The organism is Acidaminococcus sp. CAG:542, from assembly GCF_000437815.1.
Classification (GTDB): Bacteria; Bacillota; Negativicutes; order Acidaminococcales; family Acidaminococcaceae; genus Acidaminococcus.
This window is the reverse complement of the sequence record NZ_FR902059.1, coordinates 1-12,783: the sequence shown is the minus strand read 5'-3', so window position 1 is coordinate 12,783 and position 12,783 is coordinate 1. Positions and strand designations below refer to the sequence as shown.

Here is a 12,783-nt window from a genome sequence, read left to right as displayed (position 1 = left end):
AGATCCTGAAGGACTTCTTCGGCACCTGGGTGGACGAAGTGGAAACCCGGGAAACCATCGGGGATGTGTACAACAACTACGGCTATGTAATGGATCCTCATACGGCAGTGGCCTACAAGGCCATGGAAAAATACCGGCTGATGACCGGGGACGAAACCTACAGCATCGTCCTGAGCACCGCCAGCCCCTTCAAGTTCAATGATGTGGTCCTGGCTTCCATCGATCCGGATACCTACGAAGGGAAAAAGCTGGATCCCTTTGTGGCCATGGAAGACCTGAGCAAGGCGGCCAAGCTGCCCATCCCTGCCAGCATGCAGGAACTGCCCCATCTCCAGAAACGCCAGAGCGACGTGGTGGACAAGACCCAGATGGAAGGGGAAGTGAAGAAGCTGTTGGGGCTGGAATAAAGAATGACATAAAAGGGACCCGTCAGGGTCCTTTTTATTATACCTTTTATAAGGAAAAATCTATGGATAAGTGTAACTTTTGTGTCAGTTTGACTTAAAAAAGTACAGTTCCCGGCTTATTTTTTCTTGTAAAATATGATATGATAGAGGGCATGTAGAATGATCGAATTTCATTGATTCAAAGGGGAGCAAGAAATGGAAGTCACTGTTATTACGAATATCAGACGGAAAGTGCTGACCATGCTGTCGAAAATGGCCTATGACGGGAATCTGCCGGACCATGTGTATGATGTGCTGCAGATCGTCAACGAAAACACCCCCCGGACCCGGTGCTGTGTCCACAAGGAACGGGCGGTGCTGAAGGAACGGATCTGTGTGGCCCTGGGTGTGTACGAGGACATGAACATCATCGACGCCGCCAACAAGGCCACCACGGAACCGGTGGACCGGACCCAGCATGTAATTGCCGTGCTGCCGGAAGCCTGCTCTGCCTGCCCGGTGAACAAGTACATGATCACCGACGTGTGCCGCCGCTGTCTGACCCACCGGTGCATGAACGGTTGCCCCAAGAAGGCTATTTCCGTATACCAGGGCCGTGCCCATATCGACTATGACATGTGCATCGAATGCGGCAACTGCAAACGGGCCTGCCCCTACGGCGCTGTAGTGGAAATCGCCCGTCCCTGTGAAAATGCCTGCAAGGTCCATGCCCTCCATACCGGCAAGAACAAAAAAGCGGAAATCGACAAGAACATCTGCGTGGAATGCGGTGCCTGCCGGGGTGCCTGCCCCTTCGGCGCCATCGAGGAACGGAGCCATATCGTCCAATTGATTCAGGCCATCAAGAGCGGCAAGGAAGTGGTGGCTCTCCTGGCTCCTTCCTTTGTGGGCCAGTTTGGTTTGAAGGTACAGCCGGGGCAGATTGTGAAGGCCTGTCAGGAACTGGGCTTTGCTTCTGTGAAGGAAGTGGCCCTGGGTGCGGACATGACCACCATTTCCGAAGCGGAAGAATTCCTGGAAAAGGTGCCCACCGGCAAACAGAAAATCATGACCAGTTCCTGTTGCCCGGCCTTTGTGGCTACAGTAAAGCGCCATGCCCCGGGTTTGGCGGACTGCATTTCCGATGCGGTGTCTCCCATGGTGGCCCGGAGCAAGCTGGAAAAGTACGCCCATCCTGGTGCCCTCACCTGCTTCATCGGTCCCTGCATCGCCAAAAAGGTGGAAGCCCGGGAACATCCGGACGAAATCGACTTTGTGCTGACCTTCGAAGAACTGAAGTGCATGATGGACAGCCAGGGCATCGACCCGGCAGCCTGCGAAGTGGCTCCGTTCCATCCTGCTTCTTCCGCTGACGGGTGCAGCTTCCCTCAGGCGGCAGGGGTAAGCAACGCTGTGAAGGACTATATCCGGGACAACCATCCGGAAGTGGATGTGGAATCTCTGAAGACCCTGTACTGCAACGGGCTGGATGAATGTCTGGGGGCCCTGAAGGATGTGGAAGCCGGGAAACTGGATCTCCAGTATCTGGAAGGGATGGCCTGCCAGAAAGGCTGCCTCAACGGACCGGGGGCTCTGACGGAACCGGGCCTCACCCGGGTGCTGCTGAAACGGTTTGCAGGCACCACCCAGGCGGACAGTGCCGGGAAAATCGATAAAGCCATGGACGGCGTGAAGAACGTGGACATGGAACGGGTATATTTGCGCAAATAAACAGAGTGTGATAAAATAGCCGGGTATGAGTACGTTGAAAACAGGGCTCCATACCCGGCGTTTTCGAATTTAGGTAGGAGGAAGTTAACATGTCAGGACATTCCAAGTGGGCAAATATCAAATTCAAAAAGGGAAAGGCTGATGCCCTCCGTGGGAAGATCACCACGAAGATCGGCCGGGAAATCACCATTGCAGTACGCATGGGCGGTCCTGATCCTACTGGTAATATGAGACTGAAACTGGCTTTGTCCAAGGCCAAAGCCAACAACATCCCCAAGGACAATATCAAACGGGCCATCGCCAAAGGCCAGGGTGCCACCGAAGGCTCCAACTACGAACAGATCACTTACGAAGGCTACGGCCCGGCCGGGGTGGCCATTATGGTCAGTGCCCTGACGGACAACCGGAACCGGACGGCTGCCGATGTGCGGCACGTGTTCTCCAAAGGTGGGAACATGGGGGAATCCGGCTGCGTGGGTTGGATGTTCAAGAACAAAGGCGTGTTCACTGTGGAAAAGGAAGGGGCTCCTTCTGAAGACGAAGTGATGGAAGTGGCACTGGATGCCGGTGCGGAAGACATGGAAACCACCGATGATGCCTATGTGATCACCACCGCTCCGGAAGATTATGATGCCGTGGAAAAGGCTCTGGCCGACCACAACATCGAAGTGGCCATGAGCGAACTGTCCCTGATTCCGGACAACACTGTGGCAGTCACCGGGGAAGATGCAGAAAAAGTCCAGAACATGATTGATGCCTTCAACGATCTGGACGACGTGCAGGACGTTTATACGAACGCTGACCTGCCTGAGGAAGAATAAGGGGGAAGCTGCCTCACAGCCATCCCAGGAATGAATACGGCCGGCCAGCTGGGGAAGGGCTTCCCCGGAGGCCGGCTTTTTGACCCTAAGGAGGGAAACAGGATATGCTGGCATTGGGTATCGACCCGGGAACGGCAATCTGCGGCTACGGGCTGGTGCGGCTGGAACGGAGCCGGCTGATCCCGGTCCACTATGGGGCCGTTTTTACCGACAAGGACATGCTGCCGGAGCGGCGGCTGAACAAGATCTATGAAGAACTGACGGATCTGATCGACCGGTTCCATCCGGATTTCATGTCCGTGGAAAAACTGTTTTTCAACCGGAATGTGACCACGGCCATTGCAGTGGGAGAGGCCCGGGGGGTTATCCTGCTCACAGCGGCCCGGGCGGGCATCCCGGTATATGGCTATACCCCCATCCAGGTGAAGCAGGCCATCACCGGGACCGGACGGGCCAACAAGGAACAGGTGACCTATATGGTGCAGAAACTGCTCCATATCGAGGAAAAACCCAAACCGGATGATGTGGCCGATGCTCTGGCCATCGGAATCACAGGGCTGAACTTCATCCGGGAACAGGAACTGCGGGAGAGAATGCGATGATTGGATTCATTACCGGACGGGTGGACCATATTGGAACGAATTTCTGTCTGGTGGACACCCAGGGGGTGGGCTACCGGATCTTCCTGAATACCGGGGATCTGTCCCGGATCCAGGTGGACCAGAAGGTGAAGATCTACACCTATCTGTCCGTACGGGAGGATGCCCTCCAGCTGTTCGGCTTCCTGTCCTACGACGCCTATTCCCTGTTCACCCAGCTGATCACCGTCAGCGGCATCGGCCCCAAGGTGGCCCAGGGGATCCTGTCAGCGGCCAAGGTGGATGCCTTCTATCTGGCGGTGAAGAACCGGGACCTGAAGTTTTTGACCAAGCTGCCGGGAATCGGAAAGAAAACCGCAGAACGGCTGCTGCTGGAATTAAAGGACATGACCGGACCGGAAGGGCTGGAAGAAGAGGGAACGGGGGAAGGCTTTGACGGGGAATTCCCGGAAGACGACACCACCACCCTGGGGGCTGTGGCCGAAGGGCTCAGCTATCTGGGGTATACCCAGGGAGAGATTGCCCAGGTGCTGAAGAAACTGAAAATCACTGCTGACAGCAGGGCGGAGGACCTTCTGAAGGAGGCTCTGCGCCTTTTGGCCAGGAGGAGTTAAATGGAAGATACCAATCGCGTGATTGCCGGGCACGAGCAGGAACAGGACGGCTGGCAGTACAGCCTGCGTCCCCGGCGGCTGGCGGAATACATCGGCCAGTCCAAAGTGAAAAAGAATATGGAGATTTTCATCCAGGCGGCCCTGAAACGGAAGGAAGCCCTGGACCATGTGCTGCTCTATGGGCCTCCGGGCCTGGGGAAGACCACCCTGGCCAACATCATCGCCAATGAGCTGAACGTGAACATCCGGATCACCAGCGGTCCGGCCCTGGAGCGCCAGGGGGACCTGGCGGCCATCCTCACCAATCTCAGCGACAGCGATGTACTGTTCATCGATGAAATCCACCGGCTGCCCAAAACCGTGGAGGAAATCCTCTATTCCGCCATGGAAGACTATGCCCTGGACATTATCATCGGCAAGGGGCCGGCAGCCCGGAGCGTCCGGCTGGATCTGCCCCGGTTCACCCTGATCGGGGCCACCACCCGGATGGGATCCATTGCGGCTCCGCTGCGGGACCGGTTCGGGGTGATCTGCCACCTGGAATTCTACACTCCGGAAGAACTCCAGATCATTGTGGAACGGGCGGCGGAAATTTTGAAAGTGACCATCGATCCGGAAGGGGCCTATGAAATCGGACGCCGGAGCCGGGGCACTCCCAGGGTGTCCAACCGGCTGCTGAAACGGGTCCGGGACTTTGCGGAAGTGGGGGGCCACGACACCATTACCCGGGACGTGTGCCGGGATGCCATGAAGCGGCTGGAAATCGACGATTTGGGCCTGGACCAGAACGACCGGCGGCTGCTGAAGAAGCTGGTAAAGGATTTCGGCGGACGGCCGGTGGGGGTGGATACCCTGGCCGCTTCCCTCAACGAGGAGACCGAGACCCTGGAAGATGTGTATGAACCCTATCTGATGCAGCTGGGGATGCTCCAGAGGACACCCAAGGGACGGCAGGCCACCCTGGCCGCCTACCAGTATCTGGGAGTGCCCTATCCCAGGGAGGACGGAAGCAAATGAAAGGGAAACGGACCCTTTTCCTGACGGCCTTCTTCCTGCTGCTGATCCACGCTGTGGTCCTGGCGGCAGGGGGAGGACCCCGGCTCCGGGTGGGACTGGCGGTGAACCAGTTTTCCGCCCAGGTGAGTTCTGCCGGGAAAATCAAAGTGGTGGACAGCAGCGGCCGGACTACGGTGCTGAATCCGGGGAGCCACTTCATCAGCGTAAAGAACGGCTCCCTGTATGCGGACCAGAAAAAGTTGTCCGGCAGTCAGGTGTCCCTTGTGGCGGCGGATGCCAAAAATCCCCTGCTGGTGAACCGGAAAAAGTACCGGGGCGCCCTGACAGTGCTCCTGAACAGCGGGAAAAAGAACCTGAATGTGGTGAATACCCTGCCCCTGGAGCAGTATCTCTATGGGGTGGTGGCCAAGGAAGTGCTGCCCCTGTGGCCGGACGAAGCCATCAAGGCCCAGGCAGTGGCGGCCCGGAGCTTTGCCCTGTACAGTATGGACAACGGGAAGTATCCCAATTTCGACATCCGGGCCAACGAACTGGGCCAGGTGTATGGAGGCCTTTCCGCGGAACACGCCAACACCTCCAAACTGGTGGATGCCACCAGCGGCATGGCGGCCCTTTATGACGGGGCTCCCATCCAGGCGGTGTTCCACAGCAGCGGAGGCGGTTATACGGAAGCGGCCAGTGCCGTGTGGGGGAAGGACATCCCCTATCTCCAGGCGGTGACGGATTACGACCAGGATTCCCCCAAATATGCCTGGACCAGGACCTTTACCAAGGCCCAGCTGACCCGGCTCCTGAGCCAGGGAGGCTACGAACTGGGGGACCTTCAGGGAATCCGGCTGTCTGCCCGGACGCCAGCTCCCATGCGCTGGACCCCGGACCGGGGTGTTTCCGGACGGGTGAAGCGGCTGACCTTTGTGGGGTCGAAAAAAAACGTTACCCTTACCGGCACCCAGGTCCGGTCCCTGCTGGATCTGAACAGCACGCTGTTTGATGTGCAGATCGGCCTGGAACGGCCCAAAGAACTGGACGTGACCATCACCAACGGCTACGGATATCCCATCGGAAAAAAGACCATCCCCATCGGGGACGGAAAAAAGGATGTGCCGGACGGAGCCAGTGTGGGAGACATGCGGCTGTTTTCCAATGTGGAGGGAGAAAAGGTGAGCTTCATCGGCAACGGGTTCGGCCACGGGGTCGGCCTGAGCCAGTGGGGCGCCCGGGGCATGGCCCTCCAGAAGGGAAAAAAGAACAATTACAAGACTATCCTGTCCCATTATTATCGGGGTATAACGATAAAACAGGTTTATTAGGAGAGAAAACAAATGGAAGTTACTGATTTTGACTATGATCTGCCACAGGAACTGATTGCCCAGACACCGGTGGAACCCCGGGATTCTTCCCGGCTGCTGGTGATGGACAAAAAGACCGGAGAACTGGAACACCGGCATTTCTTCAATCTGCCGGAATATCTGAAGCCCGGAGATGTGCTGGTGTTCAACGACACCCGGGTCATCCCGGCCCGGCTCCACGGGTTCAAGACCACCGGAGCCCATGTGGAAGTATTCCTGCTGACCCGGAAGAACGCCACGGACTGGGAAGTCCTGGTGAAGCCCGGGAAGAAGCTCCAGAAAGGCGCTCAGATCAAGTTCAGCGATGAACTGAGCTGTGAGATCCTGGAAACCACGGATTTCGGGGGCCGGATCGCCCGGTTCCACTATGACGGGATCTTTGAGGAAATCCTGGACCGGCTGGGAGAAACACCTCTGCCGCCTTATATCCACGAAAAGCTCCAGGACAAGGAACGGTATCAGACCGTGTACAACCGGGAACGGGGCAGCGCGGCGGCTCCTACCGCCGGGCTCCATTTCACCAAGGAACTGCTCCAGAAGATCCGGGACATGGGAGTGGAAGAAGTGTTCGTCACCCTCCATGTGGGGCTGGGCACCTTCCGTCCGGTGAATGAAAGCCGGATCGAGGACCACAAGATGCACCGGGAATTCTACACCGTGTCCCAGGAGGCGGCGGACGCCATTAACAAAGCCAAACGGGAAGGCCGCCGGATCATTGCCGTGGGCACCACCTCCGTCCGGACTCTGGAAAGTGCCGGGGCCAGCGGAGAGATGAAGGCCGGGGGCAACTGGACCAGCATCTTCATTTACCCCGGGTACCAGTTCAAATTCGTGGATGCCCTGGTGACCAATTTCCATCTGCCCCAGAGTACACTGATCATGCTGGTGTCCGCTCTCAGCACCCGGGAAAACATCCTCCACGCCTATAAGGTGGCGGTTCAGGAGAAGTACCGGTTCTTCAGCTTCGGCGACGCCATGTTCATTCATTAAAGGAGAAAATATGCATTCCGTCTATTTCGAACTCATCAAGGAAGATCCCCGGAGCGGGGCCCGGCTGGGGAAACTCCACACCCCCCACGGGACCTTCGACACCCCCATGTTCATGCCGGTGGGGACCCAGGCCACGGTAAAGACCCTGACCCCGGAAGAGCTGTACGCCATGCACTCCCAGGTGATCCTGTCCAACACCTACCACCTGTTCCTCCGGCCGGGGACGGAGCTGGTCCGGAAAGCCGGCGGCCTCCACAAATTCATGAACTACAAACGGGGGATGCTCACCGACAGCGGCGGCTTCCAGGTGTTCAGCCTGGGAGAGATGCGGAAGATCACCGAAGAAGGGGTCATGTTCCGGTCCCATCTGGACGGCTCCCGGCAGTTCCTGAACCCGGAAGTGGCCACCAAAGCCCAGGAGGACCTGGGGGCGGACATTATCATGGCTTTCGATGAATGCATCCCCTATCCGGCGGACCACGGCTATGCCAAACAGTCCACGGAACGGACCACCCGCTGGGCCCGGCGGTGCCTGGAAGCCAAGACCCGGGAAGACCAGGGCCTCTTCGGTATCATCCAGGGAGGCATGTATCCGGATTTGCGGGAATACAGCGCCAAGGCCATTACGGACATGGATTTCGCCGGGTTCGCCATCGGGGGCCTGTCCGTAGGGGAACCTCATCCCCTGATGTATGACATCCTGGACAAGACCACCCGGCACATGCCCAAGGACAAGGCCCGGTATCTTATGGGAGTGGGCACCCCGGACTGTTTGGTGGAAGGGGTGAACCTGGGGGTGGACATGTTCGACTGCGTGTATCCCACCCGGGTGGCCCGGAACGGCACCGCCATGCTCCCCACCGGCCGGCTGGTGGTGCGGAACGCCCAGTATGCGGAAGACTGGCGGCCCATTGACGAGCACTGTGACTGCTATACCTGCCGGAACTTCAGCCGGGCCTACATCCGCCATCTGTTCAAGGCGGAAGAAATCCTGGCCCTGCGGCTCTTGTCTATACATAATCTCCATTTTCTGCTAAAATTTGCAGAGGATATGAGAAAAGCCATCGCTAACGATACGTTCCCCGAATTCCGGGCAGCGTTCTTAGAGAACTATGAAACCACAAGGAGGTAATTTTCGATGGACAATCTGCTTCAAATGGCTTGGCCTTTCATTCTCATGGGTGTGATCTTCTATGTAATGATCTACCGTCCCCAGAAACGGGACCAGAAGAAACGCAGTGAGATGCTGGATTCTCTGAAGGTGGGCACCAACATTGTGACCATCGGCGGCATCCTGGGCACCATCACCAAGGTCCAGGAAGACAAGGTCCGGATCAAGGTGGCCGAAGGGGTGGAATTCCACATCCGGAAATCTGCCGTAGGCGGCGTAATCACTTCTGCCTTCACCAAGAAGGAAAGCAAGAAGGAAACGCCTGCCCAGCCGGAAGCCAAACCGGCGGAAACCCCTGCTGAAGGAGCTGCCCAGGCAGAAGGGAACGGAGAAGAAAAATAATGGATAAGAAAGCTGTCCGCCAGGAGATCCGGGAAAAGATCCAGCGGCTGAACCAGCGGGAAATCCACCGGTTCAACCGGGAAATCAACAGCCACATCGTAAACAGCCGGCTGTTCCTGGAAGGGAAAGTGATCATGGGGTATCTGGGGGAACCGGGAGAAGTGAACATCGATCAGGCTCTCCAGACCGCCCTCAATATGGGCAAGACCGTGTGCGTGCCCCAGATCCTGGAAGGACCTGGCCAAATGGCCGCCGCACGGCTGGTGACACTGAAGAAGCTGGCCCGGGACCGGTACGGGATCCGTACTCCCCAGGAACCGGTGGAAACAGTGGCGCCGGAAGACATCGACCTGGTGCTGACTCCGGGACTGGGCTTCACCTCCCAGGGAGAACGGCTGGGCCGGGGGGCCGGGTATTATGACCGGTTCCTGCCACGGTGCACCAAAGGGGTTCCCATGGCAATCGGGTACGAAGTGCAGGTGCAAAAAGAGCTGCCCACCAGTGCCCATGACGCAAAGGTCCGTTATCTGTGTACGGAAAAAGGACTGCGGGTATGCAAGAATAACGGAAAATGAGGGGGAATCGTTTTGGAAAGTAAAAATCGGGTCAAGCTGCTGGTTTCAGTGCTGGCCATTGTGATTGCTTTTGCCGTATTCATCAAACCTCTGGCCAGTACGGTAAAGCAGGGGCTGGACCTCCAGGGCGGCACCCATGTAGTGCTCCAGGCCCAGGAAACCCCGGAGAGCAAGGTGGACGATGATGCCATCAACCGGTCCATCCAGATCATCGAACGCCGGGTCAACGAGCTGGGCCTGACGGAACCGGTGATCCAGCGCCAGGGCAAGGACAAAATCATTGTGGAACTGCCCGGGGTGAAGGATCCGGAACAGGCCATTGCCATGCTGGGCAAGACGGCCATGCTGGAATTCAAGGACATGGACGGGAACACCGTCCTTACCGGGAAGGATCTGAAGGATTCCAAGGCCAGCGCGGACCAGAGCGGCCAGCCGGTGGTCACCCTTCAGTTCAATGAAGAAGGAGCCAAGAAATTCGCCGACCTGACCGCCCGGAACGTGGGCCGGCAGATTGCCATCCTGCTGGACGGCAACGTGCTCACCGCTCCCCGGGTCAGCGAACCCATTACCGGGGGCAATGCCCAGATCACCGGGTCCAAGGACGCCAAGGAAGCGGAACATCTGGCCATCCTCCTGCGCAGCGGCTCTCTGCCGGTGAAACTGGAAGTGGTGGAAAACCGCACCGTAGGCCCCACCCTGGGCCAGGACGCCAAGGACGCCAGCATGAAGGCTTTTGCCATCGGTCTGGCCGGGGTGTTCCTGTTCATGCTGCTGTATTACCGGCTGTCCGGTCTGGTGGCTGATATTGTGCTGCTGCTGTATACCCTGCTTCTTTTGGCCGTGATGAAGGGGCTCAACGCTACCCTGACCCTGCCGGGAATCGCCGGGATCATCCTGTCCATCGGTATGGCTGTGGATGCCAACGTGCTGATCTTTGAACGGTTCAAGGAAGAGATCCTGGGGGGCAAGACCCTCCGGGCGGCGGTAAGCGCCGGGTTCTCCCGGGCCTTCACCACCATCCTGGACTCCAACGTGACCACCCTCATGGCGGCTGCGGTGCTGTTCTATCTGGGCACCGGCCCCATCAAGGGCTTTGCGGTGACCCTGGCTCTGGGGGTGCTGATCAGTATGTTCACGGCCGTGACGGTGACCAAGTTCATCCTCAGCGCTTTCATTGGCAGCAATTTCACCAAGAATCCGGCCTGGTTCGGGGCTAAGGCCCCTCAGCCGAAAACAAAAGACGGAAAAGGGGAGGCGGCACGATGAAAAAGTTTTCCATAGTCAAGCATGCCAGGATCTTCTTTTCCATTACGGCTGTGGTACTGATTGTAGGGATTGTTTCCATGTTCACCCGGGGCTTCAACCTGGGAATCGATTTCACCGGGGGCAGCATCCTGGATATCAAGTTCGAACAGCCGGTGACTGTGGCCCAGGTCCGGAGCGTACTGAGCGACCATCAGCTGGGCAGCAGTGTGATCCAGCTGGGCAGCAGTGACCAGCAGGTGGAAAGCAGCCAGTCGGTGCTGATCCGTACAGGCCTTGTGAGCGACAGCCAGCGGGTGGAAGTGATGAATGATCTTACCAGCCGCCTGGGGAAAAATGAAGTGCTCCGGGTGGAAAACGTGGGAGCCACCGTAGGCAGCGACCTGGTGAAAAGCGCCGTGGGGGCTGTAGTCCTCAGCTGGGTGCTGATGATCATCTACATCACCATCCGGTTTGAGCTCCGGTTCGCCCTGGCGGCCATTGTAGCCCTGATCATTGACGTGCTGGTGACCCTGACCTGGTTCTCGGTGCTCCACCTGGAAATCGACTCCTCCTTTGTGGCGGCTCTGCTGACCGTTGTAGGGTATTCCGTAAACGGAACCATTGTGGTGTTCGACCGGATCCGGGAAAATCTCCACATCCACCGGCGGAACGAAAGCATGGGGGATCTGGTGGATGCCAGCATCTGGCAGACCATGACCCGGAGTGTTTACACCACCCTGACCACCCTGTTTGCGGTGGTGGCCATTTTCCTGTTCGGGGGAGAAACCATCCACAACTTCTCCTTCGCCATGCTGGTGGGCTTTGGCAGCGGGTTCTACACCTCCACCTTCCTGGCCGGGAGCATGTGGCTGTTTTTCCGGAAGAAACTGGGGAGATAAGGCGCCTGCAGCGCCTTATTTCCGGCCAGCGGCCAAGGGTTAAAATTTGCTGGCAAATTTTTGCCAACAAAAACGCAGCCTCAGGGCTGCTAACCCACCACCAGCCTTGTGGCTGGTCCCCCGCCCTTGAAAAGGGACGGATATACGATTGAGCCTTCGGCCCTTGCTTATTGATACCAAGGCGTAAGCCCGACGTGCAATTTATCCGCCCTTTACAAGGGCGGGGGACCGTTGCGTCTCCGCAATGGTGGTGGGTTAGCAGCCGCAGGCTGCGTTTTTTTCAAGGAACCTGCTGGACGGGTTCCTTCCGACAGCCCACAAGGAAAGGACTGATACCATGAAAATCGCGGTACCCATGTTTATGCGGGAAAAGGACAGAAAAGTGCTGGAGAAGGCGGCTCCCGGAGCGGAATTCTGCTACGGAAAGGACCTGGACACCCTCCAGGGGGCGGAAGTGATCATCGGCAATGTGGCCCCTAAAAAGCTGGCAGGCCTTGCCGGTCTGAAATGGGTCCAGCTGAATTCCGCCGGGGCCGACGCCTACTGCAAACCAGGGATCCTGGATCCTTCCGTCCAACTGACCAACTGCACCGGAGCCTATGGCCAGGCTCTTTCGGAACATATGCTGGCCCTGACCCTGTCCCTCCAGAAGAAGCTGTACCTGTACCACCGGAACCAGCTGCAGCATCAGTGGAAGGATGAAGGGGAAGTGACCAGCCTGGAAGGGGCCACCGTGGTGGTGGTGGGCTTTGGGGACATCGGCCGGTCTTACGGACGGCTGTGCCGGCTGCTGGGGGCCCACGTGATCGGCATCCGCCGGCACCGGGGGGAAATCCCGACCGAAGCGGACCAAATGGGGACCCTGGAAGATCTGCCAGGGTTCCTGGGACAGGCGGATGTAGTGGCCAGCGTGCTGCCGGGGACGCCGGAAACCACCCATCTGTATGATGCCGGGATGTTCCAGGCCATGAAGCCCGGAGCCTTCTTTATCAACTGCGGCCGGGGAAATGCGGTGGTCCAGGAGGACCTGGCCCGGGCCCTTTC

The 12,783-nt window shown here is 58.0% G+C and carries 13 protein-coding genes and 1 pseudogene; all 14 read left to right on the top strand.

Going from position 1 to position 12,783, the window contains the following annotated elements; translation table 11 throughout:
- A pseudogene (locus QVO43_RS04690) lies at positions 1-407 on the top strand (threonine synthase); the annotation flags it as partial.
- Between the two features lie 195 nt (positions 408-602).
- A complete protein-coding gene (locus QVO43_RS04685; RefSeq protein ID WP_022487422.1) occupies positions 603-2,117 on the top strand; it encodes a 4Fe-4S dicluster domain-containing protein in 1,515 nt (504 codons plus the stop codon).
- 89 nt (positions 2,118-2,206) lie between these two features.
- Entirely contained in the window at positions 2,207-2,938 is a 732-nt protein-coding gene (locus tag QVO43_RS04680; protein ID WP_022487421.1) for a YebC/PmpR family DNA-binding transcriptional regulator, read from the top strand.
- A gap of 104 nt (positions 2,939-3,042) precedes the next feature.
- Positions 3,043-3,540, top strand: coding sequence for a crossover junction endodeoxyribonuclease RuvC (gene ruvC, locus QVO43_RS04675; RefSeq protein WP_022487420.1), 498 nt, complete (start codon positions 3,043-3,045; stop codon positions 3,538-3,540).
- On the top strand, positions 3,537-4,151 hold the full coding sequence (gene ruvA, locus QVO43_RS04670; RefSeq protein WP_022487419.1) for a Holliday junction branch migration protein RuvA: 615 nt from the start codon (positions 3,537-3,539) through the stop codon (positions 4,149-4,151). Before ruvC ends, ruvA begins: the two co-directional genes overlap by 4 nt.
- Entirely contained in the window at positions 4,152-5,168 is a 1,017-nt protein-coding gene (gene ruvB, locus QVO43_RS04665; RefSeq protein ID WP_022487418.1) for a Holliday junction branch migration DNA helicase RuvB, read from the top strand.
- On the top strand, positions 5,165-6,478 hold the full coding sequence (locus QVO43_RS04660; RefSeq protein WP_022487417.1) for a SpoIID/LytB domain-containing protein: 1,314 nt from the start codon (positions 5,165-5,167) through the stop codon (positions 6,476-6,478). The genes ruvB and QVO43_RS04660 overlap by 4 nt, the downstream gene beginning before the upstream one ends.
- A 12-nt stretch (positions 6,479-6,490) precedes the next feature.
- The gene (queA, locus tag QVO43_RS04655; protein WP_022487416.1) at positions 6,491-7,507 is read left to right on the top strand and encodes a tRNA preQ1(34) S-adenosylmethionine ribosyltransferase-isomerase QueA; all 1,017 of its coding nucleotides are present in this window, start codon (positions 6,491-6,493) and stop codon (positions 7,505-7,507) included.
- 10 nt (positions 7,508-7,517) lie between these two features.
- On the top strand, positions 7,518-8,639 hold the full coding sequence (tgt, locus tag QVO43_RS04650; protein WP_022487415.1) for a tRNA guanosine(34) transglycosylase Tgt: 1,122 nt from the start codon (positions 7,518-7,520) through the stop codon (positions 8,637-8,639).
- Between the two features lie 6 nt (positions 8,640-8,645).
- Positions 8,646-9,020, top strand: a complete 375-nt coding sequence (gene yajC, locus QVO43_RS04645) for a preprotein translocase subunit YajC (protein ID WP_022487414.1) — start codon at positions 8,646-8,648, stop codon at positions 9,018-9,020.
- Positions 9,020-9,595 (top strand): 5-formyltetrahydrofolate cyclo-ligase, encoded by a 576-nt coding sequence (locus QVO43_RS04640; RefSeq protein ID WP_022487413.1) that lies wholly within the window; start codon positions 9,020-9,022, stop codon positions 9,593-9,595. The genes yajC and QVO43_RS04640 overlap by 1 nt, the downstream gene beginning before the upstream one ends.
- A gap of 12 nt (positions 9,596-9,607) precedes the next feature.
- Positions 9,608-10,861, top strand: coding sequence for a protein translocase subunit SecD (gene secD, locus QVO43_RS04635; protein ID WP_022487412.1), 1,254 nt, complete (start codon positions 9,608-9,610; stop codon positions 10,859-10,861).
- Complete coding sequence (secF, locus tag QVO43_RS04630) at positions 10,858-11,739, top strand: protein translocase subunit SecF (RefSeq protein ID WP_022487411.1); 882 nt, start codon at positions 10,858-10,860, stop codon at positions 11,737-11,739. The genes secD and secF overlap by 4 nt, the downstream gene beginning before the upstream one ends.
- Before the next feature lie 337 nt (positions 11,740-12,076).
- The coding region (locus QVO43_RS04625) for a D-2-hydroxyacid dehydrogenase (RefSeq protein WP_288174529.1) at positions 12,077-12,783 on the top strand (707 nt) is incomplete at its 3' end.

What these genes read in the sequence shown, in the direction of transcription:
- QVO43_RS04685 (WP_022487422.1), top strand. Translation starts at nt 603, where the DNA reads ATGGAAGTCACTGTTATTACGAATATCAGACGGAAAGTGCTGACCATG.
- QVO43_RS04680 (WP_022487421.1), top strand. Translation starts at nt 2,207, where the DNA reads ATGTCAGGACATTCCAAGTGGGCAAATATCAAATTCAAAAAGGGAAAG.
- ruvC (WP_022487420.1), top strand. Translation starts at nt 3,043, where the DNA reads ATGCTGGCATTGGGTATCGACCCGGGAACGGCAATCTGCGGCTACGGG.
- ruvA (WP_022487419.1), top strand. Translation starts at nt 3,537, where the DNA reads ATGATTGGATTCATTACCGGACGGGTGGACCATATTGGAACGAATTTC.
- ruvB (WP_022487418.1), top strand. Translation starts at nt 4,152, where the DNA reads ATGGAAGATACCAATCGCGTGATTGCCGGGCACGAGCAGGAACAGGAC.
- QVO43_RS04660 (WP_022487417.1), top strand. Translation starts at nt 5,165, where the DNA reads ATGAAAGGGAAACGGACCCTTTTCCTGACGGCCTTCTTCCTGCTGCTG.
- queA (WP_022487416.1), top strand. Translation starts at nt 6,491, where the DNA reads ATGGAAGTTACTGATTTTGACTATGATCTGCCACAGGAACTGATTGCC.
- tgt (WP_022487415.1), top strand. Translation starts at nt 7,518, where the DNA reads ATGCATTCCGTCTATTTCGAACTCATCAAGGAAGATCCCCGGAGCGGG.
- yajC (WP_022487414.1), top strand. Translation starts at nt 8,646, where the DNA reads ATGGACAATCTGCTTCAAATGGCTTGGCCTTTCATTCTCATGGGTGTG.
- QVO43_RS04640 (WP_022487413.1), top strand. Translation starts at nt 9,020, where the DNA reads ATGGATAAGAAAGCTGTCCGCCAGGAGATCCGGGAAAAGATCCAGCGG.
- secF (WP_022487411.1), top strand. Translation starts at nt 10,858, where the DNA reads ATGAAAAAGTTTTCCATAGTCAAGCATGCCAGGATCTTCTTTTCCATT.